Here is a 23,920-nt window from a genome sequence, read left to right as displayed (position 1 = left end):
CCAAGCCAGAGCCGCCACTTGCCTGAGGAGAGTTTGATGCCCTACCGCGCCCCGCTTGCCGATTTTCAGTTTTTGTTTGACCATGTGGTCGGGTTTGATCAAGTCGCTGCGACAGAAACCTTTGCCGATGCCAGCCCCGACACGGTTGACGCAATTCTAAGCGAGGCAGGCAAGCTGTGCGAAACCGTATTGGCACCGTTGCAGCGGGCGGGCGATTTGCACCCCGCACGGCTGGAAAACGGGGTTGTGCGCACCTCGCCCGGCTTTGCCGAAGGATACCGCGCGATTGTCGAGGGGGGCTGGGTCAGCATCGCCGCCAACCCCGAATTTGGCGGTATGGGCTTGCCGATGGCGCTGACCACGGCGGTGAATGAGATGATGGGCTCGGCCTGTTTGTCGTTGCAGTTGAACCCGTTGATGACCCAAGGCCAGATTGAGGCGTTGGAGCATCACGCAACCGATGAGATCAAGGCGCTCTATATCCCCAAGCTGATTTCGGGCGAATGGTGCGGCACGATGAACCTGACAGAACCGCAGGCGGGCTCGGATGTGGGTGCGTTGCGCAGTAAGGCCGAACCGAATGGCGATGGCACCTATGCCATTTCGGGGCAAAAGATTTACATCAGTTGGGGTGATAACGATTTCACCGAGAACGTCTGCCATTTGGTACTGGCGCGCCTGCCCGATGGCGCTGCGGGGACCAAAGGGATCAGCCTGTTTATGGTGCCGAAAATCATCCCCAATGCAGATGGGACGTTGGGCACGCGCAACAGCCTGCAAGTGGTCAGCCTTGAACATAAAATGGGGCTGCACGGGTCGCCCACCGCCGTGATGCAGTACGACGGCGCCAAGGGCTGGCTGATTGGCGAGGCCCACAAAGGCATGGCAGCGATGTTTACCATGATGAACAACGCACGGCTGGGTGTGGGCGTTCAGGGGATTTCGGTTGCCGAAGGCGCGTATCAACACGCGCTGGCCTATGCGTTGGACCGCAAGCAGGGCAAAACGCCCACCGGTATTGGCACGATTTCGGACCATGCCGATGTGCGCCGGATGCTGGCCACAATGAAGGCCGAGGTTTTCAGCGCCCGCGCGATTGCGCTGTCTTGTGCGGTAGCAACCGATATGGCACGGGCCACGGGGGAAGCCGAGTGGGCAGCACGGGCGGCACTGTTGACGCCTATCACCAAGGCCTTTGGCACCGATACCGGTGTGGCCGTGGCCGATATGGGCATCCAAGTGCATGGCGGCATGGGATTTATTGAGGAAACTGGTGCCGCGCAATATTTCCGCGATGTGCGCGTAACCGCGATTTATGAGGGCACCAACGGCATTCAAGCGATGGACCTTGTGGGCCGCAAAATGATGGACAACGGCGAGGCTGCCTTTCGTTTGATTGAGGAAATTGAGCAAAACGCCCACGGCGTGCGCGTGCAATACCCCAACATGGCCACCGCCGTTTGGAATGCCGCCGAGAGCTTGCGTGAAGCGACCGAAGGTTTGCTCACGCAGGATATGAACGACCGTTTTGCAGGGGCTGTGCCGTATTTGCGGGCGTTCGCGCGGATTTTGGGCAGCCACTTCCACCTGCGCGCCGCGATGGCCGAGGGTGTGGATGGCCCGCGAACCGCCCTTGCCCGCGTGGCGATCAAACGCTTGCTGCCCGAACACACCGCGCTGCTGGCGCAGGTGCGTCAGGGGGCTTCGGGCCTCTATGCCTTGTCAGATCAGGATTTTCTGGCGTGACCAAACACACAGGCATCCGCTATCCGCATGAGAACCCGCCCGAAGCCGGACAGGCAATCGAGGTGGCCCCCGGCGTGCTGTGGATGCGCCTACCGTTGCCAATGGCGCTGGACCATGTGAATATCTTTGCGCTGGATGAGGGCGATAGCTGGACGGTGATCGACACCGGATTTGACAGCAAGCGTGGCCGCGCGATTTGGGGCGATCTGTTGGCAGGGCCGCTGGCGGGCAAACCGGTGGGCCGCGTTGTGGTGACGCATTACCACCCCGACCATATCGGCCTTGCCGGTTGGTTTCAGACGCAAGGGGCGGAACTGCTAACCACCCGCACCAGCTGGCTTTATGCCCGCATGCTGATTTTGGACGAACAAACCGCACCGCTGCCGGAACAAGTGGCATTTTGGCGCGGCGCAGGGATGCCTGCCGACCTGCTGGCCACACGCATGGCAGAACGCCCTTTCAACTTTGCAGATGTGGTGACGCCGCTGCCGCTGGGGTTTACGCGGCTGCAAGAGGGGCAAGTGATTGCAATGGGCGGGCGGCGCTGGACCGTTCGGATCGGCAATGGCCACGCGCCGGAACACGCAACGTTCTGGTCGCTGGATGATAACTTGGTGCTGGGCGGCGATCAGCTTTTGCCGTCAATCTCGGCCAATATCGGGGTCTACCCAACCGAACCCGACGCCGACCCGTTGGCCGAATGGCTGGCCAGTTGCGCCAGCTTTGCCCCCTTTGCGCAGGATAATCAGCTTATCCTGCCCGGCCATAAGCTGCCCTTTACCGGCCTGCCCTTGCGCCTGCGCCAAATGGCCGAAAACCACCACGGCGCGCTGGACCGCCTGCGCAAACATCTGGTCACGCCGCACACGGCAGCGCAGTGCTTTCTGCCCGTGTTCAAGCGCGACATTACAGGTGCAGCCTATGGCTTGGCTTTGGTCGAGGCGATGGCACACCTGAACCACCTCTTGCATAAGGGCGAGGTTTGCCGGACCATGGGTGGTGATGGGGCTTGGCAATGGTCCTTGGCCAAGGGGTGACACATGAGTGATGACATTTTGACCGCCGCCGAGGCGATGGAGGCCCACGCCCTTCCCCGCGCACATGTGGTGCATTGCGATGCAAACACGCCCGCTACAGCCGAACAACTGCCCTTGCCAGAAGCCGTTGCCAAAAAGCCGGTCGGCCAGAAAAGCCCGGCAGAATGGGCCTATGAACGGCTGATCCTCTATCTGAAAAACTTTGAGGAACAGCTGGATAAGAATCACGAGGTAGCAATGGGGTTCACCGGCAGTTCGGCCGGCGTTTTGCGCATCGAAGGCGTGGGCTATTTCGACCCCGATATCGTGACCTTTTACGGTGCCGATCAAACCGGCACCAAAATGCAACTGATTCAGCATGTAACGCAATTAAACGTGGTTTTGCGGGCGATTTCCAAGGAAACCCCGCCAGAAGAACCCGCCCGCCGCATCGGCTTTCGCCTTGCCCAAGATTTGGGTGAGGCTTAGCTGCAATACCGCCCTGCCTTTGGCCACGCCCCCCGTGACAGCGGGAAATTATTCGGCTAAACGCAGGATGACAAGATTTTCAAAGGAGACGCTGAAATGGCTGAACATAAGCTCGGTAGCATGGACATCAAAGTTCAAGAGAAAACCTTTGAAGGTTTTCTGCGCATGGTGACTTGGGGTGCCGCGATTTCGATCGGCGTTCTAATATTTATGGCATTGGCGAACGGCTAATCCAAAACCAACGGGTCTAAGCGGCGTATGCAATGCGCCCAAGGGGTATGCATGCGCCGTATTTATTTGTGTTTCATCGCGATTTTGTTTTTAGCTGCATGCGGAGGGGCCGAGCCCAAATGGGCCTCGGACGCCGATGTTGCGAAAGCACGATATGTGAATACGGGGCCAACTTCGATTACCCTTTACACCGTACTGTCGGTGGCCAATGGGTCGGGCCAGCATTCGGGCTTGCTGATCAGAGGCTCGGAAAACGTGATCTTTGATCCGGCAGGGACATGGCACCACCCGAGACTGGCTGAGCGTAACGATGTGCATTTTGGCATGTCGCCGATGATGGAAGATTTCTACCTCGACTACCATGCCCGCGAAACCTATGATGTTATTCAACAAACCGTCCTTGTCTCGCCCGAAGTGGCCGAGGCTGCGATGCGGCGGGCAATGGCAAACGGGGCGGTTGGTAAGGCGCAATGCAGCATCGCTACCTCGGGCATTTTGCGCGATGTGCCTGGGTTTGAAAATCTGCCAAGCACCTATTTCCCTAAAAAGCTGATGGAAGCTTTTGGCAAACTGCCGGGAGTAAAGACGCGCAAATTTACAGATACCGACACCAACAGCAACCATGGCGTCTTGCTGGTTCAGGCGGGCGATCCGCGTCTGCAGTGACGGTCACGCTGCGACACGGCCTGCCCGACGATCTGCGCGCGCAGGCCGCTGCGCTGTATTGGGAGGCGTTTGGCGACAAGCTGGGCCGCGTGATGGGGCCAAAGCGCAAAGCGCTTGCGTTCCTGTACCGCGCCTTAAGCAGCGACCATGTGATTGTTGCGCTGTCGGATGACGGCAGTTTGCTGGGCATGGTCGGCTTCAAAACCTTTGAGGGCAGCTTTGCGGGCGGCGACGATGCTGATTTGCGCAAGGCCTATGGTAGGTTTGGCGCGTTTTGGCGGGCCACACTGCTGGGCCTTCTAGAACAGGGCGTTGAAAATGAACGATTTTTGCTGGATGGCATTTGCGTAATCCCTGCTGCGCGGGGCCAAGGGATAGGCACAGAATTGCTGCACGTGATTTGTGCCGAAGCGCAGGCGCGCGGCTATTCAGGTATTCGCCTTGATGTGGTGTCGTCGAACCTGCGGGCGCGGGCCCTGTATGAACGGTTCGGATTCACAGCGCTTCAGACCGAACCACTGGGGCTGTTGCGCTATGCTTTCGGGTTTAAGACCTCTATCGCAATGGTCAAAGCGCTGTAAACCTTAGTCAAACGTGCCCGTCACGCGGCCCAGCAGCATAAAGGCGCGGGCGGTGCGGGTTTCGGCCAGATCGGCCAATTCGGCATCGGTGGCATTCTTTTCAAACTCGACAAAAGTCTTGTCAAAGCTGCGCAAAAAATGGTGGGCGGCATCGCGAAACACCGGGTCTTCGCGCATCCGCGAGGCAGACAGCGCAAGGCTGGAACGATCCCTGATTCCCCCAAGTGACGCAATTTCACGGCCACGCTCACCGCTGGCAAAACGGCGCCAAACCTCTGGGCGGCAACGCTCGGGCTTTAGGTCATCCATATAGATGCCCTCTTGGCTCAGCAGGGTCAGCACATCTTGGGCCGCGCGGATCAGGCGAGAGGATTTGCGATCTTCCAATGCCAGACGCAAGGCCCGAAAACCGGCCTTATCTTCGGGGCTTTCGGGGAAATGCAAAGCGCGCACAAAATCACCGACCGACAGCGGCGCGCGCATTTCTTCGGCAGGGGTACCAAGCGCCAGCAAAGGTTGCTCATCACTGGTGGATTTGACAGGCAGGCTTAGCGCGGCCTTGCGATCGGCCGATGGCACCGTCAATGAAGAATCGCGGCGCGTGGTAAACATCGCCAGCGCAGTTTCGGTTTTGCGTTGGGCAGCGGCGATTTCATCCAGCTTTTTTTCAACCGAAGGCTGGCCCGTTGCACCGCCTTGCTGGCCAACAACATAGGCGTGGCGCATGGCATCTACGGCAATCTGCAGCCGCTGCGCCTCATCCCGCAAGGCGCGAATCGTACGGCCCGTTGACACCACCCCCCACAACAAGGCGAGCGGTAAAAACACCATCAAAAGCAGCATGAGTATCGACAATGGGCCTGTTAAAACCGCACCCGGCGACAGGATAAGCTGGGCCACGATGGCAATGACCCAGACCACTGCCAAGCAAAAAGCAACCACCTCAGACAGCGCCATTTTGCTGCTATCTGCGGGCGGTGTGGCCGCTTTGGGTGCTTTCAGTTCGCTCATACGTAAGATCCGCCTAGGTGTCATGGCACCATTTAGGCCGTAAAAAACAACGGCTTAAATGTATTTAATCGACAGAATTTCATAGCCGCGCTGGCCGCCGGGGGTTTTCACCTCGACTGTGTCGCCTTCGTCTTTGCCAATCAAGGCACGGGCAAGGGGCGATTTGATGTTCAGCAACCCGCGCTCCAGATCTGCCTCGGGTTCGCCCACGATCTGATAGGTGCGCTCTTCGTCGGTATCCTCATCAACCAGCGTCACCTTGGCGCCGAACTTTACGGTGCCAGTGAATTTGCTGAAATCAATGACGTCGGCCAACGAAATAATCGCTTCTAACTCTTTGACCCGCCCTTCGATAAAGCTCTGCTTTTCGCGGGCAGCATGATATTCGGCGTTTTCCGACAAATCGCCATGCTCACGCGCTTCGGCAATCGCGCGGATCACAGCCGGGCGCTCTACCGATTTCAACAGCTTCAGTTCATCGTCCAACGCGGTAAAGCCCGCGCGTGTCATCGGAATTTTTTCCATAAGCCTACATTTAAAAGTAAGAAAGCCATGGCCATTGCGGGCCATGACCTTGGTTCAGGTTTGCTGCCATACACCCAATAGCAGCCACGCCGCAAATGCAAGCAGAATGGCGCAACTGCGCGCCACCTTGCCTATAACGTCACCACTAGGCCACGGAGTGACGCATTTTGCACAATTGCGCCTGTGTTTTCGCTGTAGTTCTAATTGAAATAGCGGCGCGGCTAGGGTAGCCACACGCGAAAGAATATGTCGGATATGCGCAGATTTGCGCCACGAATGAAGCAAGGGAGTAGCCAGATGGCCGAAGTAGAGCGCGAAGCGATGGAATATGACGTTGTTATCGTCGGCGCGGGGCCTGCGGGCCTGTCGGCTGCGATCCGGCTCAAGCAGTTGGACAGCGATTTGAACGTCGTTGTGCTGGAAAAAGGGTCCGAGGTTGGCGCGCATATCCTGTCGGGCGCGGTTTTGGACCCATCGGGCCTTGACGCCCTGCTGCCCGATTGGCGCGACATGGGCGCACCGATCAAAACGCCGGTAGTTGAGGATAACTTTTATATGCTGGGCGAAGGCGGCCAAGTGCGCATTCCCAACTGGCCGATGCCGCCTTTGATGAACAACCACGGCAATTATATCGTGTCGATGGCCAATGTTTGCCGTTGGATGGCCGAGGTGGCCGAAGGCTTGGGCGTTGAGATTTTCCCCGGCATGTCCTGTTCCGAACTGGTTTATGGTGACGCAGGCGAGGTTAAAGGCGTTGTGGCAGGCGTGATGGGCCTTGCCGCCGATGGCACCCCCGGCCCGAATTACGAGCCGGGGATGGAGCTGCATGGCAAATATGTGTTCCTGTCCGAAGGCGTGCGCGGCAGCCTCGCCAAGGAAGTGATCGCGAAATACGACCTGTCATCGGGCCACGAGCCGCAGAAATTCGGCCTCGGCATGAAGGAAATCTGGGAAATAGACCCCGAAAAGCATAAACTCGGCACCGTGACCCATACGATGGGCTGGCCCTTGGGCAGCAACGCGGGCGGCGGGTCCTTCATCTATCATATTGAAGGCAATCAGGTTTACGTCGGCTTTGTGGTTCACCTGAACTATCAAAACCCGCATCTGTATCCTTACATGGAATTCCAGCGGTTCAAGCATCACCCGATGGTGGCCGAACTGCTAAAAGGCGGCAAACGCGTGGCCTACGGTGCGCGGGCAATTTCCGAAGGCGGCTATCAGTCGATGCCGAAAATGGTGGCACCGGGTGTTGCGCTGCTGGGCTGTTCGGTTGGCATGGTGAACGTGCCGCGGATTAAGGGCAACCATAACGCCATGCTATCGGGCAAAGCAGCAGCCGAGGCGGCCTTTGCCGCGATTGGCGCGGGCCGTTCCAGCGACGAATTGGCCGATTATGAGACCGACGTGCGTGGCGGCGCCATTGGGGCTGACCTGAAAAAAGTACGCAACGTCAAACCATTGTGGTCAAAATTCGGTCTAGTGGCGTCGCTGATGGGCGGTGGTTTGGATATGTGGGCCAACACACTTGGCTTTTCGCTGTTTGGCACGTTGTCCCACGGCAAAACCGATGCAGCCGCGACCGGCAAGGCGGCTGACTTTGCGCCGATCAATTACCCGCGCCCCGATGGCGTGCTATCGTTTGACAGGCTGACCAACGTTGCGTTTTCCTTTACCAACCACGAAGAATCGCAACCCCCGCACCTAAAGCTGAAAGATGCGTCAATTCCGATCTCGGTGAACCTGCCCGAATATGCCGAACCCGCCCAACGCTATTGCCCGGCGGGCGTGTATGAGGTTGTGGCCGAGGATGGCAAAGATCCGCGCTTTGTGATCAACTTTCAAAACTGTGTGCATTGCAAAACCTGCGATATCAAAGACCCAAGCCAGAACATCAACTGGACCACGCCACAAGGCGGCGACGGGCCTAATTATCCAAACATGTAATCGGGTTAACATTTTCGAGAGGCGGGGCCATTCCCCGCCTTTCCCATGTGTAACGCATTGCCTTGCCCTACGCCGCGCACTAGCTTGATCCAAAGAATTGGAGGCCATCTATGCAGTTTCGCCCCGTAATCGCCGCCACTATGCTGGTTCTTTGGGCGCAGGCCCCAGCGCTGCACGCCCAAACCCCAGCCGTGCAAGCCGAGCCCCCCGCCGTTGAAGAACCGATCGACAGCGGTGCCTATCTTGCCGCGCGTGTCGCGGGGACCGACAATAATTTCCGCGAAGCGGCGCATTGGTTTACCCGTGCCTTGCTGGCCGCGCCGAATGATATGTCCCTGATGGAAGGCACCGTTTTGGCACAGGTTGCTGCTGGCAACTTTGAAGCTGCAATCGCTGTGGCCACGCGGCTCAAGGCAACCGGCCTGAAATCTCCGACGGCCGAGGTGGTGCTGATTTCAGATGAGGCCAAGCGCGGCGATTTTGACGCCTTGCAAGTCAAGCCCGAGTTGGGGCGCACCGGCGCAAGCCTGCTTGACGGGTTGATGTATGCTTGGGGCCAGTTTGGCAAAGGCCAGATGGCCGATGCCCTTGCCGCTTTTGACACGCTCGGAAAAATCGAAGGGCTTAACGGTTTTGCGATGTTTCACAAAGCTTTAGCCTTGGCCTCGGCAGGTGATTTTGAAGGCGCCGAGGCGATAATGGCGGGCGTTGCGGCCCCCGCGATCGAAGTGATGCGGCGCGGCACCATGGCCCATATCCAAATCCTTAGCCAGCTAGAGCGCAACCCCGATGCGATTGCCCTGTTGGACAAGGCCTTTGCGGGCGACACCGACCCCGCAATTACCGGTTTGCGCGCGCGGCTGGTCGCAGGCGAGCCTGTGCCTTTTGACATCGTGCGCACTCCGGCCGATGGCGTGGCCGAGGTGTTTTTCACCCTTGCGCTGGCCCTGAATGGCGAGGCGGATGACGCCTTCACCCTGCAATACACCCGCGCCGCCTTGTTTTTGCGCCCAGACCACCCCGAAGCGATTTTGCTGACTGGGACGCTGCTGGAAAACCTGAAACAATACGATCTTGCGACCGAGATTTACACCACACTGGCACCATCCGAGGGTGGTTTTTTCGCCGCCGAGATTGGCCGCGCCCGCGCCTTGCTGGGTGCTGACAAGCTGGACGACGCACTCGCGGTGTTGAACGCCCAAATCAGAGCCAACCCAAACCAAACGCCGGTGCGTCTGGCGCTGGCCGATATGCTGCGCGGCGCCGAACGCTGGGAGGAGGCATCTGCCGCCTATGATGAGGTTCTGAAACTGGCACCGCAACCTGCACCTTCGGGGTATTGGTCGGTCTATTACAGCCGCGCGATTGCGTTTGAGCGGCAAAAGCTATGGGACCGTGCCGAAACCGATTTCCGCAAGGCGCTGGAATTGGCCCCCGATCAGCCCCAAGTGCTGAACTACCTTGGCTACAGCTATCTGGAACGCGGCGAGAATTACGATGAGGCGCTGTCGATGATCGAGCGTGCTGTCGCCCAACGCCCCGAAAGCGGCTATATTGTTGACAGTCTGGCATGGGGCTATTTCCTTGCTGGCCGCTATACCGATGCGGTTTTGCCGATGGAAAAGGCCTCATTGCTGGAACCGGTCGATGCAACCGTCACCGACCATCTGGGCGATGTCTATTGGGCCGTGGGCCGCAAGCTGGAAGCGAATTTCCAGTGGCGGCGCGCTTTGTCGTTCGACCCCAAGGAAGATTTGGCAACCCGCATCCGCCGCAAGCTTGAGATTGGTTTAGATGCCGTACTGGCCGAGGAAGGCGCGAAACCGTTGGCCGACGTTAAGAATGGTAACTGAGCGGGCCTGCGCCAAGGTAAACCTGACCCTGCATGTGAAAGGCCAGCGGGATGACGGCTATCATCTGCTAGACAGTTTGGTCGTGTTTGCAGGGGTTTACGATGAAATCCGCGTCGAGCCCGCAGACAGGTTAAGCTTGGAAATTGATGGGCCTTATGGGGCGGGATTGGCGGGGTCCGATAATCTCGTGCTGCGGGCCGCGCGGCTGTTGGCGCCCGACCGTATGGCCGCGATCCGCCTGACAAAAAACCTGCCCATTGCCTCGGGTATCGGTGGCGGATCGGCCGATGCGGCGGCGACCTTGCGGGCTTTGGCGCAGCTGTGGGGGCTGGGCTTGCCAGAGATGGCCGCAGTTACAGAATTGGGTGCCGATGTGCCGGTTTGTTTGGCCAGCCGCCCTGTGCGCATGCGCGGGATTGGCGAGGTCATCTCGCCTTTGCCCCCCTTGCCCGCGCTGGATATTGTGCTGGTGAACGCAGGTGTAGCCGTGCAAACGCCGCAAGTCTTCAAAGCCCTGGTGCAGAAAACCAACCCACCTATGGCTGACATGCTGCCAAATTGGCCCGATGCAGCGGCGTTTTGCACTTGGCTGGCGGCGCAGCGCAATGATTTGCAGGCTCCTGCGGCCAGCATTGCGCCGGAAATCACCGAAACGCTGGGGCTGTTGCGGGCCACGGGGTGCTTGTTTGCGGGGATGTCGGGGTCTGGGGCCACTTGCTTTGGACTTTACCCGCCAGATAAGGCCGAACGTGCCGCAGCCAGCATTGCGCAACTGCGCCCCGATTGGTGGGCCGCCGCTGGCGCGGTACTACCCGTCAGCTAATCCGCGACACCACATAATCGGCCAAGTCGGCCAGCATATCGCGCAAATCATGGTCAGGCAAAACGGCCAAGGCGTCGCGGGCCTTGGCGGCCCAATCCAGCGCATCGCTGCGGGCGGCATCCATTGAGCCGTGACGGGCCATAATTGCCATCGCCTGTTCCAGATCGCCATCGTTCTGGTCGCCTTTGCCGATGGTGCGCTGCCAAAAGGCGCGCTCCTCGGCGCTGGCCAGTGCTACGGCTTTGATCACTGGCAAGGTCAGCTTGCGCTCACGGAAATCATCGCCGGTGTTTTTGCCAATAGCCTGCGCCGAACCGCCATAATCGAGCAAATCATCCACGATCTGAAAAGCCACGCCAAGCGCATCGCCATAAGCATAAAGCGCCTTAACCTGCGCCTCGGGCGCGCCTGCGATGACACCGCCCACCTCGGTTGCGGCCGAAAACAAGGCAGCTGTTTTGCCACGCACCACTTGCAAATAAACGGCCTCAGTCGTCGCCAGATCTTGGGCGGCGGTCAGTTGCAGCACCTCACCTTCGGCAATCGTGGCCGAGGCATTGGCCAGAATGTCCAAAACCCGCAAAGACCCCGTTTCAACCATCAACTGAAAGCTGCGTGAAAACAGGTAATCGCCGACCAGAACCGAGGTTTTATTATCCCACAGCAGATTGGCGGTGGGGCGGCCACGGCGGCGTTTGCTTTCATCAACCACATCATCATGCAGCAAGGTTGCGGTGTGAATAAATTCGACGGTCGCCGCCAGATGCACATGGAACGGCCCGTCATAGCCACACAACCTAGCTGCGGCCAAGGTCAGCAACGGGCGCAGACGTTTGCCGCCTGCCTCGACCAAATGGGCGGTTACCTCGGGGATGCGCGGCGCGTGTTCGGATGCCATGCGCGTGCGAATCAGGTCATTCACCGCCGCCATATCTGCGGCCAAATATTGGGCCAACCGATCTTGCGGTTTTGCGATTTCACTATCCATAGTCATTCAACACCCCTTACGCCGTATCACTTGTATATCAGCGACCTCGACAGACCAATGCCTAACGATTATGTCTTGGTTATGGAAGAACTTTTGCGCACCACCGACCCGACGATTATTCCTTGGGCAACCGCCATCTTGCAAGGCGAAGGTATAGAAACCTTTGAGTTTGACGTTCACATGAGCGTGCTGGACGGATCGATGGGGATCTTGCCACGCCGGCTGATGGTCGCCAGCCGCGATCTGTACCTTGCGCGGGCGATTTTGAAAGACAATGATATTCCGACTGGCAAATAGGCCAAGCGAACAAGGGGTTTTATGTTCCCAGACGACGCATTGACGGATGATGCCTTTCTGGGCGGGCGCGTGCAGTTGTGGCAGCCCAAACGCGGATACCGCGCGGCGACCGATCCGGTTTTGCTGGCGGCTTGCTGCCCTGCCAAGCCAGGCCAGACGGTGCTTGATCTAGGGTGCGGCGCGGGGGCCGCGTCACTTTGCCTTGGGGCGCGGGTGGCTGGGCTGGCCCTGTCGGGGCTGGAATTGCAACCCGCCTATGCCGAACTGGCCCGCCGCAATGCCGCACGGGCGGAGGTTGGGCTAACGGTGGTCGAAGGGTCAGTGCTGGATATGCCCAAACCGCTGCGTATCAACTTTGACCACGTCATCACCAACCCGCCCTATTACCTGCCGATTGGCACACCCGCCGCCGATTTGGGCCGCGATCTTGCATTGCGAGAGGCGGTTTCGATCCATGCTTGGGTAGATGCAGCCAAACGGCGGGTGGCCCCTTTGGGCTGGCTGACGCTGATCGTGCGGGCCGACCGCATGGGTGACGCACTGGCCGGTTTGGGCAGCAGCATGGGCACGATTTCTATTTTGCCAATTGCCGCGCGGGTGGGGCGCGAGGCGGGGCGCGTCATTATCCGCACCCGAAAAGGCGGGCGCGCGGGTATGCGGCTGCTCGCGCCGTTGATCTTGCATGCCGGCGCCGAACATCCGGGCGATGGTGACAACCATTCGCCGCAAGCCGAGGCAGTTTTTAGACGCGGCGCGGGGCTCGAACAGCTGTTCACATAATTTTTAGGCAAAGCTTGGCCGAGGCGGTTCGGTTTTTCGTGACAAGACTCAAAAGGTGTGTTGCACTGGTGTTACGTAAACCGACTATAGGAGGAAATGAATGACTGTCGCTTCGCACATACAAGAACTGCGCCGCAAGCATGAGAACCTTTCATCCATCGTGGAAAAAGCCGAGCGTACACCCGGCGCGGACCACCTTAAGGTCGCCGACCTTAAAAAACAAAAGCTTAAGCTAAAGGAAGAGATTTCGCGCCTGGCCCAATAACGGGTTCAACGCACAGCACTGGCGCGCGCCGCCAGTGCTGCACCCAAGGTGATAAGAACGGTTGCTATGCCAAGGCCCAAGGTGGGTTTTGATATGCCTGCCGCGACCAAAACAAGCGTCGAGAGCAAAGGTGCCGCATAGGATGCGACGCCCAAAAGCTGAATATCGCCGCGCTTCATCCCGATATCCCAAGTGAAAAAAGCAGTGCCAACAGGGCCGATGCCCAAGGCCAGAACCGAGCCCCAGCCAACTGCGCCATTGGGCCATTGCGTTTGTTCAAACCCCAGATGCGCGAGCAGCGATAAAACGGCCGTTGCAAGGCAAAAGACCGTCACGCTTTCGCTTGGCACCGTCCCAAAGCGACGCGAGATGACCGAATAGCTGGACCATGTAAGCGCACAAAGAAACGCCAAGCCAAGTGCTGGCAAGGACGTGGCCGCATCGGATTGCCTCGAAAGCACGATCATCGCGGCACCAGCCAATGCGATTAACGCGCCCAAAATGTGCCCCTTGCGCAACCGCTCATTCGGCAACAGGCCTGAAAACAATACGATAAGCAGCGGCCAAAGATAGGCTATCAAACCGGTGGAAGCATTAGGGCCAAGACGGAACGCCGTGAAATACAGCGCATGATAGCCAAAAAGACCAACGGTGCCAAAGAGATAGAAGTACCACGGTACTGTTTTCAAAACCCCTAAGCCCGCGTCTTTTGCGGTCCAGACCAAACCGATAGCCCCGCCAATTCCAAAGCACATCGAGCTGAGCAGAAAGGGCGGAACGGGGGAAGAACCGATGGTGAGCAGCGCCAACAGCGCCCACATCAGGACTGCGGAAAAACCGATGTTTGTTGCAGTGCTGCGCGTCACTTTTGAGGCCTTTGCGTGGTGGCGGCTGCGGGATTTAGGTATTTGGGCCAAGATGAAGCCGCAACAGCAAAAAGGGGCCAGCAGCGGTGCCAGCCCCTTTCGATAGTATGGATAGGATCAGACGAAGAATTGCGCGCCGTTTGCGCTGATCGTCGAGCCGTTGATGAAGCCAGCATCATCGGAAACGAGGAACACGACGCAGCGCGCGATTTCTTCTGGCTCACCCAGACGGCCCGCCGGAATACCTGCAATAATTGAGTCGCGCACCTTTTCAGGCACGGCCATGACCATCTCGGTCGCGATATAGCCTGGGCAGATAGCGTTTGCCGTGATGCCAGCGCGCGCGCCTTCTTGGGCAAGGCTTTTGATGATGCCAAGGTCGCCTGCTTTGGTTGCGGCATAGTTGACTTGGGCGAACTGACCCTTTTGGCCGTTGATCGACGAAATCACGACAACCCGGCCAAACTTACGCTCACGCATACCGGGCCAGATCGGGTGAACGGTGTTGAAAACGCCGGTCAAGTTGGTGTCGATCACCTGATGCCATTGCTCTGGCGTCATTTTATGGAACGGCGCATCGCGGGTGATACCTGCATTTGCAATCACAATTTCCACTGGGCCAAGATCGGCCTCGACCTGCGCAATGCCTGATTTGGAAGCGTCGTAATCCGCCACGTTCCACTTGTAGGTTTTGATCCCGGTTTCGCTGGTGAATTTAGCGGCAGCTTCGTCATTGCCAGCATAGTTTGCCGCAACGGTGTAGCCGGCATTTTTCAGAGCAACAGCGATGGCTGCGCCAATTCCGCGCGTCCCTCCAGTAACAAGGGCGACTTTAGACATAATAACTCCTCCACGAGATTGCTTTGAAATAGTGTTATCGAAAGTAGCGCGCGGGCGCAACAATGTTGCGCCCGCATTTTCACTTAAAGATTTTATGGACGCTCAAGGCACATAGCCACGCCCATACCGCCGCCGATGCACAGCGTAGCAAGGCCTTTCTTGGCATCGCGGCGCTTCATTTCAAACAGCAAGGTGTTGAGAATACGCGCGCCCGAGGCGCCGATCGGGTGACCAATCGCAATAGCGCCGCCGTTCACGTTCACCACATCTGGGTTCCAACCCATGTCTTTGTTCACGGCGCAAGCTTGGGCGGCAAAGGCTTCGTTCGCCTCAACCAAATCAAGGTCTGCTGCATTCCAGCCAGCTTTGGTCAGCGCTTTGCGGCTGGCGTAAATCGGGCCAACACCCATGAGCGCCGGATCCAATCCTGCGGTGGAATACGACGCAATGCGCGCCAGCGGGGTCAGACCGCGCTTTGCGGCTTCGGCCTCGGACATCAGCAAAACGCCGGCTGCGCCATCGTTCAGGCCCGAAGCGTTCCCAGCCGTAACAGTGCCGTCTTTGGTAAAGGCCGGGCGCAGTTTTTGCATCGATTCGAGAGTGGCACCGTGGCGAATATATTCATCGGCATTGACCGTGATGTCGCCCTTACGGGTTTTGATGGTGAAGGCTAAAATCTCATCCGCGAACTTGCCCGCCTTTTGTGCGGCTTCGGCCTTATTCTGGCTGGCTACCGCAAAAGCATCCTGCATTTCACGGCTAATCTGCCATTTTTCAGCAACGTTTTCAGCGGTTTGACCCATATGGTAGTTGTTAAATGCATCCCAAAGGCCATCTTTGATCATGCTGTCGATCATCTTCATGTCACCCATTTTGGTGCCCGCACGCAAATGCGCAACATGGGGCGACATCGACATGTTTTCCTGACCACCAGCGACCACAATTGCGGCATCACCCAGCTGTACATGCTGTGCGCCCAAAGCGACCGCGCGCAGGCCCGAACCGCACACTTGGTTCAACGACCAAGCGCTGCTTTCCTGCCGCAGCCCGGCAAGAATATGGGCCTGGCGTGCTGGGTTTTGGCCTTGGCCAGCGGTCAGCACTTGGCCCAAAATGGTTTCTTCTACTTCGGCTTTATCAATGCCCGCACGCGCAACAACCTCGGCGATCATAGCCGCCCCCAGTTCATGCGCCGGCGTATTGGCAAATGCGCCATTAAAGCTTCCGACAGCAGTCCGCGCTGCTGAAACAATTACAACATTGGTCATGGTTGGTCCTTCCCTAAAGCCGGCAGAGTGCCGAAGTGCGGAAGGGGTCACCCGATCCGCTCAGCTTTATGGCTAAGACCAGCACAACCAAAAATCAAGGATCTGGGCGCAGTTAAATGCAGCATAAGTGACGCAGGGGAAATGGCTATGCGGTTTTGGCCTTGCGATCTGCAAGCCAGGCAGGGCGAACGGTTGGTGCACCAAAAGCATATCCCTGCATGCAATCAATGCCTGCGGCTTGTAGCCATTCTGCCTCCTGTTGTGTTTCCACCGATTCTGCGACCGTCAGCATATCAAAATGCTGCCCAATCGACATTAACGCACGGGTCAGAGCCTGATTGTCGGGGTCACGGTGGATGTTGCGGATAAACTGCCCGTCAATTTTGATCACATCAAAAAAGAAATCACGGAAATAGCGAAAGGCGGTTTGCCCAGCCCCAAAGTCATCCAACGCGAATGAAACACCTTGCGCCTGCAGGTCGTCCATAAATGCAATCACCAGTTCTGGCACCATCATAGCCGAACTTTCCGTGATCTCAAGAATAAGGCGCTCTCCAATCGTTTTGTCAGTTGCGAGACCTTTGCGCAAAATTTTCATCCAGCGTGGATAACCAACCGACCGCGCCGACATATTGATCGACAAACGCACCTGAGGAAATCTGGTTAAGGTCGTGAGGCCAATATCCAAGGCGAGGCAATCAATTTGCCGCCCCAGTTCGTCCGCCTCAACCGCATCAATAAAATCTTTTGCAGGAATGACCCTACCCATTGGGTCAATCACCCGCATTAGCCCTTCATGAAACGCGATCCGCGACGGATCCGCCGACACAACCACCGGCTGATAGGCAAGCCGCATACGTTTTTCATGAATCGCTTGACGTACCATCGCCATGGTTTCGCCGTCTCGCGCTTTGATCACGGCCGACAAAGGGCTTTCATCGCCCAATTGCCGCTCAATCCGATTGAGAAATACCATGTCTTGCCCCCAGCAATTGATGGGGAATCCCCCGAACCGTTACGTTATCTTGCCACGATCGACGTAAAGGACTGGTAAAAATTCACTGCTTGTTCCAATTTTACGTACTTCTCGTCCATCAATAGAAAGAACCATGATGACCACTTGCACTTGGCCCGGCACCGATCCAATGTATCTTGCCTACCATGATACCGAATGGGGCGTGCCGGAATGGGATGGTCGCGCGCTTTGGGAAAAGCTTATCCTCGATGGCTTTCAGGCTGGGTTGTCGTGGATTACGATTCTCAAAAAACGTGATGCCTTTTGCCTCGCGTTTGAAGGCTTTCACCCCGAAATTATTGCAGAATGGGGCGATGACGATGTACAGCGTTTGCTCGCGAACCCCGGCATCGTGCGGCATCGTGGCAAAATCGAAGGTACGATTAAATCCGCCCGCGCCTATTTAAAAATTGAAGCGGATACGGGGTTTTCCAATTGGATTTGGACCTATGTCGGCGGGACGCCATTGCAAAACCAAATGCAAACCATGGCCGATGTGCCGGCCTTCACACCGCTCTCCACCCAACTTTCAAAGGACTTGAAGAAGGCTGGCTTCACCTTTTGCGGCCCCACAATTGTCTATGCCTTCATGCAAGCCACGGGAATGGTGAACGACCACATAATTGGCTGTCCGTGCCACGCGAAAGTGGCCAAAATGGTTAAACGCCCAATAATTTGACATTACGCCTTCAAGGGATATCACGTTAGGCTGAAGAGCTTCCTATGCTGCGGGCCGAGAGTACCTAAGCGGCACCTCCATGCCATCAAAAAAGGTGCTAGATAGCGCGCCTCCAGCATTGCCCCCTAATGCACGAGGAACTCCGCATGAAGCGCGCCAGCGGCATTGATGCTTTTAAGGATGTCGATCATGTCATGCGGGGCAACGCCCAGCGCATTTAGACCAGCTACAACCTCGGAAAGGTTCGTTGATCCGTCAACCTCCGCCATTCCTGTCCCCGGCGCTGGCGTAATGCTTGCTTTTGTCCTCGGAACGACGATTGTCTCGCCTTCCGTAAAGGGGTTTGGTTGTACAACCATTGGCGTCTCTTCTACCCGCAGCGTCAAGCTGCCCTGCGCAACTGCAACACGGCTAATTCTTACATCGGCCCCCATCACAATTGTGCCTGAACGCTGATCAACGACAACCCGCGCCCGCGTTTCCGGCTCGACTAAAATATTCTCAATCCGCCCGATGGCATGCGCAGGAGAGGGCATACGCGATGCCCCCATATTAAAAGCGACAGTACCAGCATCCAGCATCACAGCCACGCCACGGCCAAAATTGGTATTGATCGCCCCCTCAATTCGCCCCGCTGTTGTGAAATCAGGCGTTCGCAAAGCGAGGCGAATTGTCTTTAGGCCCGAAAAATCAAAATCCACCTCCTGTTCGACGCGCGCACCAGAAGGAATGACACCCGCAGTGGGCACACCTTGGACAACCCTCGCCGCAGCCCCCTCAGCCGCGACTCCGCCTGCAATAATCGTCCCTTGCGCAACCGCATAAACTTGCCCATCGGCACCATTCAATGGCGTCATCACCAATGTCCCCCCCAAAAGGCTTTTTGCATCGCCAATTGCCGATACGGTCACATCTATTCTGCCACCCATACGCGCAAACGGGGGCAATGCCGCTGTCACGAACACCGCTGCAACGTTTTTAGGGCGAAACTGTTCGCCGTTCACATTTACGCCCAAACGTTCCAGCAGATTGGTCATGATCTCTTCTGTGAATGGCGCGTTGCGCATGCCATCCCCTGTGCCGTTCAAGCCAACAACAAGCCCGTAACCGACCAAATCGTTTCCACGAACCCCATCAAACTCGACAAGATCCTTGATCCGGATCGGGGCTGAAAACGCCAAACTCGGAAAGAACAGCAAAATAAAGAGGAGTCTAAGGATCATAGAAAATCCACCAAGCTCAGGCGCGACAGTCGCACGGTCACCGAATACAGTGTTTCCAGCTGTGTCTGCGCCGCCTCCATGCGGGTCGCTGCTTCATAAGGGTCAACCGCCAAAAGATCTGAACGCGCCAATTGGAGGGCAGACCCTTCAGCCTCATTCCGTGTCCGCGCGAGGTCAACCCGCGCCTGCGCCAGCCCTACCCGACCGGCAAGAACAGCACGATCAGCCTGATTTTGCAGCATCTGGTTCCCGGCTACAAAGATCAGCTCGGCGCCAGTTTCTGAATCGGCAATAACGGTCCCCCGATCGACCAGCGCAACCATCGCCATGGATTTAAGCGTATCTCGAATGGCCGGATCCGCCGCTGTGAAGCCGATATCAAGCTTGTCTTCTGCCGAGACGGAGAGAGCTGCGGCTGCCTCGCCCCCCAGATACCCAACGACCCGATAGCCACTTGGGTCGTCAAACCAGGCCGAGACCGCCGCTTTTATATCAACAGAAGATACAGCGCCGGCCCCCACAATTGCGGCCTCGATAGCCGAAAGAATAACGTCCGCGCTGGCAACTGCCGGGCCACCGCTGGCAACGCCTGCGAATAAAGTTCTTTCGCCAACGCGGGTATTCAGTGAAGATAAAAGCGATTCAAATTTATTGGCCCCATCGGCAACCATACCTTCCAAAAACCCCGGCTGTGAAATCGTCGCTGCATTCATCAAAGAAATCCCCATGCCATCGGTCAGCCAATCCATCTGCTCCAGAACCGTTTGTATGCCGCCGGTTAGTCTTGCCCCCGCATCGGTGGCCACCTTGTAACCACTCAATCGGGTGAGACTGGTTTCCAGCCCCGTCAGATTCGAAAGCTCACCACCAAGCTTTCGCCCGACATCAGCCGTATAGCCTGTGGTTAACTCTTGCGCTGCGGTGTTGGCCGATTGTTTCAACCCTGTTGAAAAACGACGCATACTCGCAGTCTGCGCCATATCCCCGATGCCATTCATATCCATTTTACATTCCCAACAAAATTTGGAGCATATCGTCTGCGGTTTGGATGACTTTCGCATTCGCCGCATAGGCTTGCTCAACCAAAAGCAGATCTTGAAGTTCGCTGTCCGTATCCACGCCGCCTTCCAGTTCTAAACTGTACAAGGCTGTAGCCCTTGCAGAGGCAAAACCGGTCTCCGTTTCCAGTGTCAGCTTGTCGCTCGCGACCGAGGACATAAGCTTTGCCGTCAACATCACGGCACCGCTTTGACCGCCAGCGAACTGCCCCGTTGCAGTTGTTCGCGCGCCATTCAAAGCCGTTTGCATCGCAGAGAAAAGCGTCGAATCCCCAGCTAAGCCAGGCGATGTTGCGCCGATACCATCTCGAACCCGCCAAACGGCGCCGCCATTTGACGGATCGACCGCAGCATTTAGCCCGATCCGCGCGGCGACCCCGTCTTCGTTCAACGCCGAAAAGGCCGCAGCGCCATCAGTGAACAGGCCAGCATCCGTCGCCAACAAGGTTGTATCCACCGCAGGATCCTGAAAACGTGTGATTAAATCCCGCGCCACCGCATCCAATTCGGCTTGCGCCGCTGGCGCCAAATCGTCGCGTATCGCAAAATTTGCGGCCAAAGAGCCCCCTGCGATTGTCCCTTTATCTCCGGTATCAATCGCACGGCCATTAATTGTTAACCCTGACAGGGCGCCCGATGCCAAAGTCATATCAGGAGTGATTAGGTTCACAGAGGAAAACCCAAGCGTCGCCGGCAAGCCATCGAGTAACGCCGCGCCGCCAGTCGTGTACAAAGCCACTTTGCCGTTTTCACGCGGAATCTCGCGCAACGGAACAAATGCGGATATCTTATCAATCAACTGTTGACGCTGATCCAGCAATGCAGAGATATCCTGTCCACCGCCACTCGTTGAGGCGATATTCGTGTTCAGCTTTGCAATCGAAACCAAAGCACTGTTGATCGTGCCGACCTCGGTCGCAATTTGAGCGTCCGCTTCAGCGCGCGCTGACTGAATTTGGGTTGAGACCGAGCGAATTCCTGAAGCAACCGATCGTGCCGTTTCTACGACATTGCCTTGCCTTACACTGCTTTCAGGCTCGGCGGCGGCCGCGATCAGGGCGCTGTCAAATGACGCCAACCTGCCGCTTAACGAAGAGCCCTCTTCCGGGCTGCCAAGTGCCACGCTCAACTGTGTCAAAAATTCCAAGCGCTGGCCCATATTTGAAGCGCTGGCATCGGCAATCCGCCGATCGGCCACAAGAGCCTGATTTATGTCACGCGAAACACCGACAATATGAACGCCCTGGCCAGTGCTTCCCAGCTTTTGCGCGCTTACCTGCAACTCGCGCCGACCGTAACCATCGGTCAACGCGTTCGCAATGTTTGACGAGATCAATTCTGCGGATCGCGCGGCAGCCGTCAGCCCGGAAAGCGCACTCGACATGGATCCTGAAATACTCATCCTTTAGGCCTCCTATCGCTTAATATTGGTGGTTTCTTGCAACATCTCATCAACAGTCTGAATGACTTTTGCGTTGGATGAATATGCACGCTGCGTTTGAATGAGTGCGGTCAACTCTGCAGCGACATCGGTAGTGGACCCTTCGCGCGCGTAGCCAACTACGGCACCCGTAGGGCCATCGCCTGCGTCCCACAAAAAGAACGAACCCGAATCTGGTGAGATTTGGTAGGTTTGATTGTTCAACGCAACAAGGCCATTCAGGTTTGGAACATCAACCATCGGAATTTGATACAAGCGCCGCGTAAAACCTGTATCATATGTGGCATTGATATAGCCGTTTTCATCAATCTCTACCGCTGTCAAATTCCCAACCGGAGACCCGTTTTTGGTGACCGAAGTCGGCGCGAAACTGTCAGAAAGCTGCGTTAAACCGTTTGGATCGCCCAGGCTCCCGATCTTCATCGACATGGGGCCCCCAGCCACAGTCAGATCCAACGTGCCATCAGCAGCATTGTAGGCACCGCCAGACAGCGCGACCACAGAGCTTAACGTGCCGCCAGATCCGCGTGAATCGTCAAACGTTAGGGTATAAGAACCAATTGTCGCCCCGCCCTGCGCGGTGTCGGTGATAACCATGGTCCATTCATTCGAAGAACCGGTCGCAGGAACCGTTGGAGTAAAGCTAACATCCAACGTCTCTGACGTACCCAAGTTGCCAAAATATTCGATAGAAAGCGGAAGTGGGTCCCCTGACGCACCTGTCATTGTACTGGTTGCAGGAAGGTTAACGCCCAGCTTCATCGTTGTGGTCGGATCACCCGCTTGTTGGTTCGCGTTAATCGTAACAGGCTTTAGCCCAGTAACAGTGTCGCGCGGCAACACGGGGATTGTTCCATCTGAATTTGCGGGCCACCCCAAAAGCACCAAACCAGAGTCGGTGCGCAGAACGCCATCCGAATCCGAACGGAAGGACCCAGTCGTCGTCATCAACATCCTGCCGTCGCCAACCCCTTCAGCCGTAACACTGACGGCCGAGGCAACGGGCAGCATGCCACGCCCCGAAATGGCAATATCAAGCGCGTTTGACGTGCCCACCAAAGCACCACGTTGGTCGATCATCCGATTGCTTGTAGCCCGAACACCGCCAGCAGAATATATGCCCGCCCCTGCAGCATTGGTCACAACCATACTTTGAAAATCGGCATCGGCCCGTTTATAGCCATACGTGCCAGAATTTGCGATGTTATCGGAAATTGTCGCAAGACGGGTGGCGTTGGCATTTAGCCCTGCCACCCCGGCATTGAGCGAAGAGGAAATCGTCATAAGTTAGCGCCTTTCTGCTGCTAGGACCTCTGGTCTTAGCCCAAACTGCATGCTGCGCCTTAAGATCACCCTAATAGCTAAAACTTGATCTGACTTCCCTGCAAAAACGCCTTTCTCAACGGTTTCGCCGCAACAAAACGACCTCTAATCGGTTGTTGCGAATGGCCATCGGGTCTGCGGTTATCGGTTTTCTATCGGCAAAACCGCTAACACGTTGAACACGCCCCGAATCGCTCCCCTCCTCTTGAAGAAGGTCACGCATGGCTTGCGCACGCGCCGCCGTTAAGGCCCATGCCGGATTCTCAATCAGCATAATGGGAAAAGCGCGCACATAGCCGTTTATCGCCAATTTATTGGTTGTAATGGCCAAAACCTCGGAAACAACCACCGCAATCTGCTTAAGCATCGGCGTGGGTGCCGCAGTTATGCCTTCGAAAAGCGGCGCATCATCCAGATCAAAGATCTCAATAATCAGCCCTTCATCCGTGACCCTTGTCGTGACATGACGCAGCGCGCGTTCCATCGTCATGCTCTCGCCGCCGCGCGCAGCCAGCGCCTTTTCAACCTCGGCCGCCTGAGCCTCCATTTCTGTTTTGGCAAGCGCAGAATCCACAACGCCTTCGCTACCAACCGAGGCATCCTCGGTAGAAAAAGACGACAATTCGCCCCTCCCACCTTCCATATCTTGCCCTTCCGAGGCTATGTTATCACCGCCAAAGGCCCCATCCCCGCCTCCAGAAATGCGGTTAATCGGAATCGTCGGGCTGAAATAATCAGCCAAACCTTTACGTTGTTTTTCAGTTGTCGCATTCAGCAGCCACATAAGCATAAAGAAGGCCATCATGGCCGTCACAAAGTCAGCATAGGCAACTTTCCACGCCCCACCGTGGTGCCCGCCGCCTTGTATGATTTTCTTTCGCTTAATGATGACTGGTCTGGCATTTGATTGCCCGTCCATCACACCACCCTTTTATTCACCCAACATCAGGTTTACTGCAAAGGGATGAACGCTTTCTTAACCTGTACAA

At 56.8% G+C, this 23,920-nt stretch carries 25 protein-coding genes; 13 read left to right on the top strand and 12 right to left on the bottom strand.

Going from position 1 to position 23,920, the window contains the following annotated elements:
* Window positions 1-36 precede the first annotated feature (36 nt).
* The 6 genes from ACEN2J_RS03895 (at window position 37) to ACEN2J_RS03870 (ending at window position 4,729) form a co-directional block, all read left to right on the top strand.
* On the top strand, window positions 37-1,746 hold the full coding sequence (locus tag ACEN2J_RS03895) for an acyl-CoA dehydrogenase (RefSeq protein WP_442103456.1): 1,710 nt from the start codon (window positions 37-39) through the stop codon (window positions 1,744-1,746).
* Window positions 1,743-2,783, top strand: a complete 1,041-nt coding sequence (locus tag ACEN2J_RS03890) for an MBL fold metallo-hydrolase (RefSeq protein ID WP_442103454.1) — start codon at window positions 1,743-1,745, stop codon at window positions 2,781-2,783. Before ACEN2J_RS03895 ends, ACEN2J_RS03890 begins: the two co-directional genes overlap by 4 nt.
* A gap of 3 nt (window positions 2,784-2,786) precedes the next feature.
* Window positions 2,787-3,251: a DUF6173 family protein gene (locus ACEN2J_RS03885; RefSeq protein ID WP_442103453.1), complete on the top strand. Its 465-nt coding sequence runs from the start codon at window positions 2,787-2,789 to the stop codon at window positions 3,249-3,251.
* Window positions 3,252-3,347: 96 nt separating this feature from the next.
* Window positions 3,348-3,482, top strand: coding sequence for an aa3-type cytochrome c oxidase subunit IV (locus tag ACEN2J_RS03880; RefSeq protein WP_442103451.1), 135 nt, complete (start codon window positions 3,348-3,350; stop codon window positions 3,480-3,482).
* Window positions 3,483-3,533: 51 nt separating this feature from the next.
* The gene (locus tag ACEN2J_RS03875) at window positions 3,534-4,148 is read left to right on the top strand and encodes a hypothetical protein (protein WP_442103450.1); all 615 of its coding nucleotides are present in this window, start codon (window positions 3,534-3,536) and stop codon (window positions 4,146-4,148) included.
* Window positions 4,145-4,729: a GNAT family N-acetyltransferase gene (locus tag ACEN2J_RS03870; protein WP_442103449.1), complete on the top strand. Its 585-nt coding sequence runs from the start codon at window positions 4,145-4,147 to the stop codon at window positions 4,727-4,729. Before ACEN2J_RS03875 ends, ACEN2J_RS03870 begins: the two co-directional genes overlap by 4 nt.
* Before the next feature lie 3 nt (window positions 4,730-4,732).
* Here ACEN2J_RS03870 and ACEN2J_RS03865 read toward each other — a convergent pair whose 3' ends face one another.
* Both ACEN2J_RS03865 and greA read right to left on the bottom strand, forming a co-directional pair.
* The gene (locus tag ACEN2J_RS03865) at window positions 4,733-5,740 is read right to left on the bottom strand and encodes a hypothetical protein (protein ID WP_442103447.1); all 1,008 of its coding nucleotides are present in this window, start codon (window positions 5,738-5,740) and stop codon (window positions 4,733-4,735) included.
* A 54-nt stretch (window positions 5,741-5,794) separates the two neighbouring features.
* Entirely contained in the window at window positions 5,795-6,265 is a 471-nt protein-coding gene (greA, locus tag ACEN2J_RS03860; RefSeq protein WP_442103446.1) for a transcription elongation factor GreA, read from the bottom strand.
* A gap of 297 nt (window positions 6,266-6,562) precedes the next feature.
* Between greA and ACEN2J_RS03855 the strand changes: the two genes are divergently transcribed.
* The 3 genes from ACEN2J_RS03855 (at window position 6,563) to ACEN2J_RS03845 (ending at window position 10,888) form a co-directional block, all read left to right on the top strand.
* Window positions 6,563-8,212 (top strand): 4Fe-4S dicluster domain-containing protein, encoded by a 1,650-nt coding sequence (locus ACEN2J_RS03855; RefSeq protein WP_442103445.1) that lies wholly within the window; start codon window positions 6,563-6,565, stop codon window positions 8,210-8,212.
* Between the two features lie 110 nt (window positions 8,213-8,322).
* Window positions 8,323-10,065, top strand: coding sequence for a tetratricopeptide repeat protein (locus tag ACEN2J_RS03850; RefSeq protein ID WP_442103444.1), 1,743 nt, complete (start codon window positions 8,323-8,325; stop codon window positions 10,063-10,065).
* The gene (locus ACEN2J_RS03845; protein ID WP_442103442.1) at window positions 10,055-10,888 is read left to right on the top strand and encodes a 4-(cytidine 5'-diphospho)-2-C-methyl-D-erythritol kinase; all 834 of its coding nucleotides are present in this window, start codon (window positions 10,055-10,057) and stop codon (window positions 10,886-10,888) included. The genes ACEN2J_RS03850 and ACEN2J_RS03845 overlap by 11 nt, the downstream gene beginning before the upstream one ends.
* Here the strand turns inward: ACEN2J_RS03845 and ACEN2J_RS03840 are convergent.
* On the bottom strand, window positions 10,881-11,882 hold the full coding sequence (locus ACEN2J_RS03840; RefSeq protein WP_442103440.1) for a polyprenyl synthetase family protein: 1,002 nt from the start codon (window positions 11,880-11,882) through the stop codon (window positions 10,881-10,883). The genes ACEN2J_RS03845 and ACEN2J_RS03840 overlap by 8 nt on opposite strands.
* 75 nt (window positions 11,883-11,957) lie before the next feature.
* Here ACEN2J_RS03840 and ACEN2J_RS03835 point away from each other — a divergent pair, with 75 nt between their 5' ends.
* The 3 genes from ACEN2J_RS03835 (at window position 11,958) to ACEN2J_RS03825 (ending at window position 13,218) form a co-directional block, all read left to right on the top strand.
* On the top strand, window positions 11,958-12,173 hold the full coding sequence (locus ACEN2J_RS03835; RefSeq protein ID WP_442103673.1) for a putative signal transducing protein: 216 nt from the start codon (window positions 11,958-11,960) through the stop codon (window positions 12,171-12,173).
* 21 nt (window positions 12,174-12,194) lie between these two features.
* Window positions 12,195-12,953, top strand: a complete 759-nt coding sequence (locus tag ACEN2J_RS03830; protein WP_442103438.1) for a tRNA1(Val) (adenine(37)-N6)-methyltransferase — start codon at window positions 12,195-12,197, stop codon at window positions 12,951-12,953.
* 100 nt (window positions 12,954-13,053) lie between these two features.
* Window positions 13,054-13,218 (top strand): DUF465 domain-containing protein, encoded by a 165-nt coding sequence (locus tag ACEN2J_RS03825; protein WP_442103436.1) that lies wholly within the window; start codon window positions 13,054-13,056, stop codon window positions 13,216-13,218.
* A 5-nt stretch (window positions 13,219-13,223) separates the two neighbouring features.
* On the opposite strand, the gene yddG is transcribed toward ACEN2J_RS03825, so the two are convergent.
* The 4 genes from yddG to ACEN2J_RS03805 all read right to left on the bottom strand — a co-directional run bounded on the left by yddG (window position 13,224) and on the right by ACEN2J_RS03805 (window position 17,168).
* The gene (gene yddG, locus ACEN2J_RS03820) at window positions 13,224-14,084 is read right to left on the bottom strand and encodes an aromatic amino acid exporter YddG (protein ID WP_442103435.1); all 861 of its coding nucleotides are present in this window, start codon (window positions 14,082-14,084) and stop codon (window positions 13,224-13,226) included.
* 117 nt (window positions 14,085-14,201) lie between these two features.
* The gene (gene phbB / locus ACEN2J_RS03815; RefSeq protein ID WP_442103433.1) at window positions 14,202-14,924 is read right to left on the bottom strand and encodes an acetoacetyl-CoA reductase; all 723 of its coding nucleotides are present in this window, start codon (window positions 14,922-14,924) and stop codon (window positions 14,202-14,204) included.
* A gap of 92 nt (window positions 14,925-15,016) precedes the next feature.
* Window positions 15,017-16,192, bottom strand: a complete 1,176-nt coding sequence (locus ACEN2J_RS03810) for an acetyl-CoA C-acetyltransferase (RefSeq protein ID WP_442103432.1) — start codon at window positions 16,190-16,192, stop codon at window positions 15,017-15,019.
* Window positions 16,193-16,337: 145 nt separating this feature from the next.
* Window positions 16,338-17,168 (bottom strand): EAL domain-containing protein, encoded by an 831-nt coding sequence (locus ACEN2J_RS03805; protein ID WP_442103430.1) that lies wholly within the window; start codon window positions 17,166-17,168, stop codon window positions 16,338-16,340.
* A 136-nt stretch (window positions 17,169-17,304) separates the two neighbouring features.
* Between ACEN2J_RS03805 and ACEN2J_RS03800 the strand changes: the two genes are divergently transcribed.
* Window positions 17,305-17,886 (top strand): DNA-3-methyladenine glycosylase I, encoded by a 582-nt coding sequence (locus tag ACEN2J_RS03800; RefSeq protein WP_442103428.1) that lies wholly within the window; start codon window positions 17,305-17,307, stop codon window positions 17,884-17,886.
* A gap of 125 nt (window positions 17,887-18,011) precedes the next feature.
* Here ACEN2J_RS03800 and ACEN2J_RS03795 read toward each other — a convergent pair whose 3' ends face one another.
* The 5 genes from ACEN2J_RS03795 to ACEN2J_RS03775 all read right to left on the bottom strand — a co-directional run bounded on the left by ACEN2J_RS03795 (window position 18,012) and on the right by ACEN2J_RS03775 (window position 23,850).
* Window positions 18,012-19,109: a flagellar basal body P-ring protein FlgI gene (locus ACEN2J_RS03795; RefSeq protein WP_442103427.1), complete on the bottom strand. Its 1,098-nt coding sequence runs from the start codon at window positions 19,107-19,109 to the stop codon at window positions 18,012-18,014.
* On the bottom strand, window positions 19,106-20,113 hold the full coding sequence (locus ACEN2J_RS03790) for a flagellin (RefSeq protein ID WP_442103425.1): 1,008 nt from the start codon (window positions 20,111-20,113) through the stop codon (window positions 19,106-19,108). The genes ACEN2J_RS03795 and ACEN2J_RS03790 overlap by 4 nt, the downstream gene beginning before the upstream one ends.
* Window position 20,114: 1 nt before the next feature.
* The gene (flgK, locus tag ACEN2J_RS03785; protein ID WP_442103423.1) at window positions 20,115-21,569 is read right to left on the bottom strand and encodes a flagellar hook-associated protein FlgK; all 1,455 of its coding nucleotides are present in this window, start codon (window positions 21,567-21,569) and stop codon (window positions 20,115-20,117) included.
* 12 nt (window positions 21,570-21,581) lie between these two features.
* Window positions 21,582-22,892 (bottom strand): flagellar hook protein FlgE, encoded by a 1,311-nt coding sequence (locus ACEN2J_RS03780; RefSeq protein WP_442103421.1) that lies wholly within the window; start codon window positions 22,890-22,892, stop codon window positions 21,582-21,584.
* A 115-nt stretch (window positions 22,893-23,007) separates the two neighbouring features.
* Entirely contained in the window at window positions 23,008-23,850 is an 843-nt protein-coding gene (locus ACEN2J_RS03775; RefSeq protein WP_442103419.1) for a flagellar motor protein MotB, read from the bottom strand.
* Window positions 23,851-23,920: the final 70 nt, after the last annotated feature.

This window comes from Pseudorhodobacter sp. W20_MBD10_FR17, from assembly GCF_052119765.1.
GTDB lineage: Bacteria > Pseudomonadota > Alphaproteobacteria > Rhodobacterales > Rhodobacteraceae > Pseudorhodobacter.
The sequence above is the reverse complement of the archived record's forward strand: the minus strand, read 5'-3'. Positions and strand labels throughout refer to the sequence as shown.

Coding starts and splice junctions, on each gene's coding strand:
- ACEN2J_RS03895 (WP_442103456.1), top strand. CDS start 37: ATGCCCTACCGCGCCCCGCTTGCCGATTTTCAGTTTTTGTTTGACCAT.
- ACEN2J_RS03885 (WP_442103453.1), top strand. CDS start 2,787: ATGAGTGATGACATTTTGACCGCCGCCGAGGCGATGGAGGCCCACGCC.
- ACEN2J_RS03880 (WP_442103451.1), top strand. CDS start 3,348: ATGGCTGAACATAAGCTCGGTAGCATGGACATCAAAGTTCAAGAGAAA.
- ACEN2J_RS03875 (WP_442103450.1), top strand. CDS start 3,534: ATGCGCCGTATTTATTTGTGTTTCATCGCGATTTTGTTTTTAGCTGCA.
- ACEN2J_RS03865 (WP_442103447.1), bottom strand. CDS start 5,740: ATGAGCGAACTGAAAGCACCCAAAGCGGCCACACCGCCCGCAGATAGC.
- greA (WP_442103446.1), bottom strand. CDS start 6,265: ATGGAAAAAATTCCGATGACACGCGCGGGCTTTACCGCGTTGGACGAT.
- ACEN2J_RS03855 (WP_442103445.1), top strand. CDS start 6,563: ATGGCCGAAGTAGAGCGCGAAGCGATGGAATATGACGTTGTTATCGTC.
- ACEN2J_RS03850 (WP_442103444.1), top strand. CDS start 8,323: ATGCAGTTTCGCCCCGTAATCGCCGCCACTATGCTGGTTCTTTGGGCG.
- ACEN2J_RS03845 (WP_442103442.1), top strand. CDS start 10,055: ATGGTAACTGAGCGGGCCTGCGCCAAGGTAAACCTGACCCTGCATGTG.
- ACEN2J_RS03840 (WP_442103440.1), bottom strand. CDS start 11,882: ATGACTATGGATAGTGAAATCGCAAAACCGCAAGATCGGTTGGCCCAA.
- ACEN2J_RS03835 (WP_442103673.1), top strand. CDS start 11,958: ATGGAAGAACTTTTGCGCACCACCGACCCGACGATTATTCCTTGGGCA.
- ACEN2J_RS03830 (WP_442103438.1), top strand. CDS start 12,195: ATGTTCCCAGACGACGCATTGACGGATGATGCCTTTCTGGGCGGGCGC.
- ACEN2J_RS03825 (WP_442103436.1), top strand. CDS start 13,054: ATGACTGTCGCTTCGCACATACAAGAACTGCGCCGCAAGCATGAGAAC.
- phbB (WP_442103433.1), bottom strand. CDS start 14,924: ATGTCTAAAGTCGCCCTTGTTACTGGAGGGACGCGCGGAATTGGCGCA.
- ACEN2J_RS03810 (WP_442103432.1), bottom strand. CDS start 16,192: ATGACCAATGTTGTAATTGTTTCAGCAGCGCGGACTGCTGTCGGAAGC.
- ACEN2J_RS03805 (WP_442103430.1), bottom strand. CDS start 17,168: ATGGTATTTCTCAATCGGATTGAGCGGCAATTGGGCGATGAAAGCCCT.
- ACEN2J_RS03800 (WP_442103428.1), top strand. CDS start 17,305: ATGACCACTTGCACTTGGCCCGGCACCGATCCAATGTATCTTGCCTAC.
- ACEN2J_RS03795 (WP_442103427.1), bottom strand. CDS start 19,109: ATGATCCTTAGACTCCTCTTTATTTTGCTGTTCTTTCCGAGTTTGGCG.
- ACEN2J_RS03790 (WP_442103425.1), bottom strand. CDS start 20,113: ATGGATATGAATGGCATCGGGGATATGGCGCAGACTGCGAGTATGCGT.
- flgK (WP_442103423.1), bottom strand. CDS start 21,569: ATGAGTATTTCAGGATCCATGTCGAGTGCGCTTTCCGGGCTGACGGCT.
- ACEN2J_RS03780 (WP_442103421.1), bottom strand. CDS start 22,892: ATGACGATTTCCTCTTCGCTCAATGCCGGGGTGGCAGGGCTAAATGCC.
- ACEN2J_RS03775 (WP_442103419.1), bottom strand. CDS start 23,850: ATGGACGGGCAATCAAATGCCAGACCAGTCATCATTAAGCGAAAGAAA.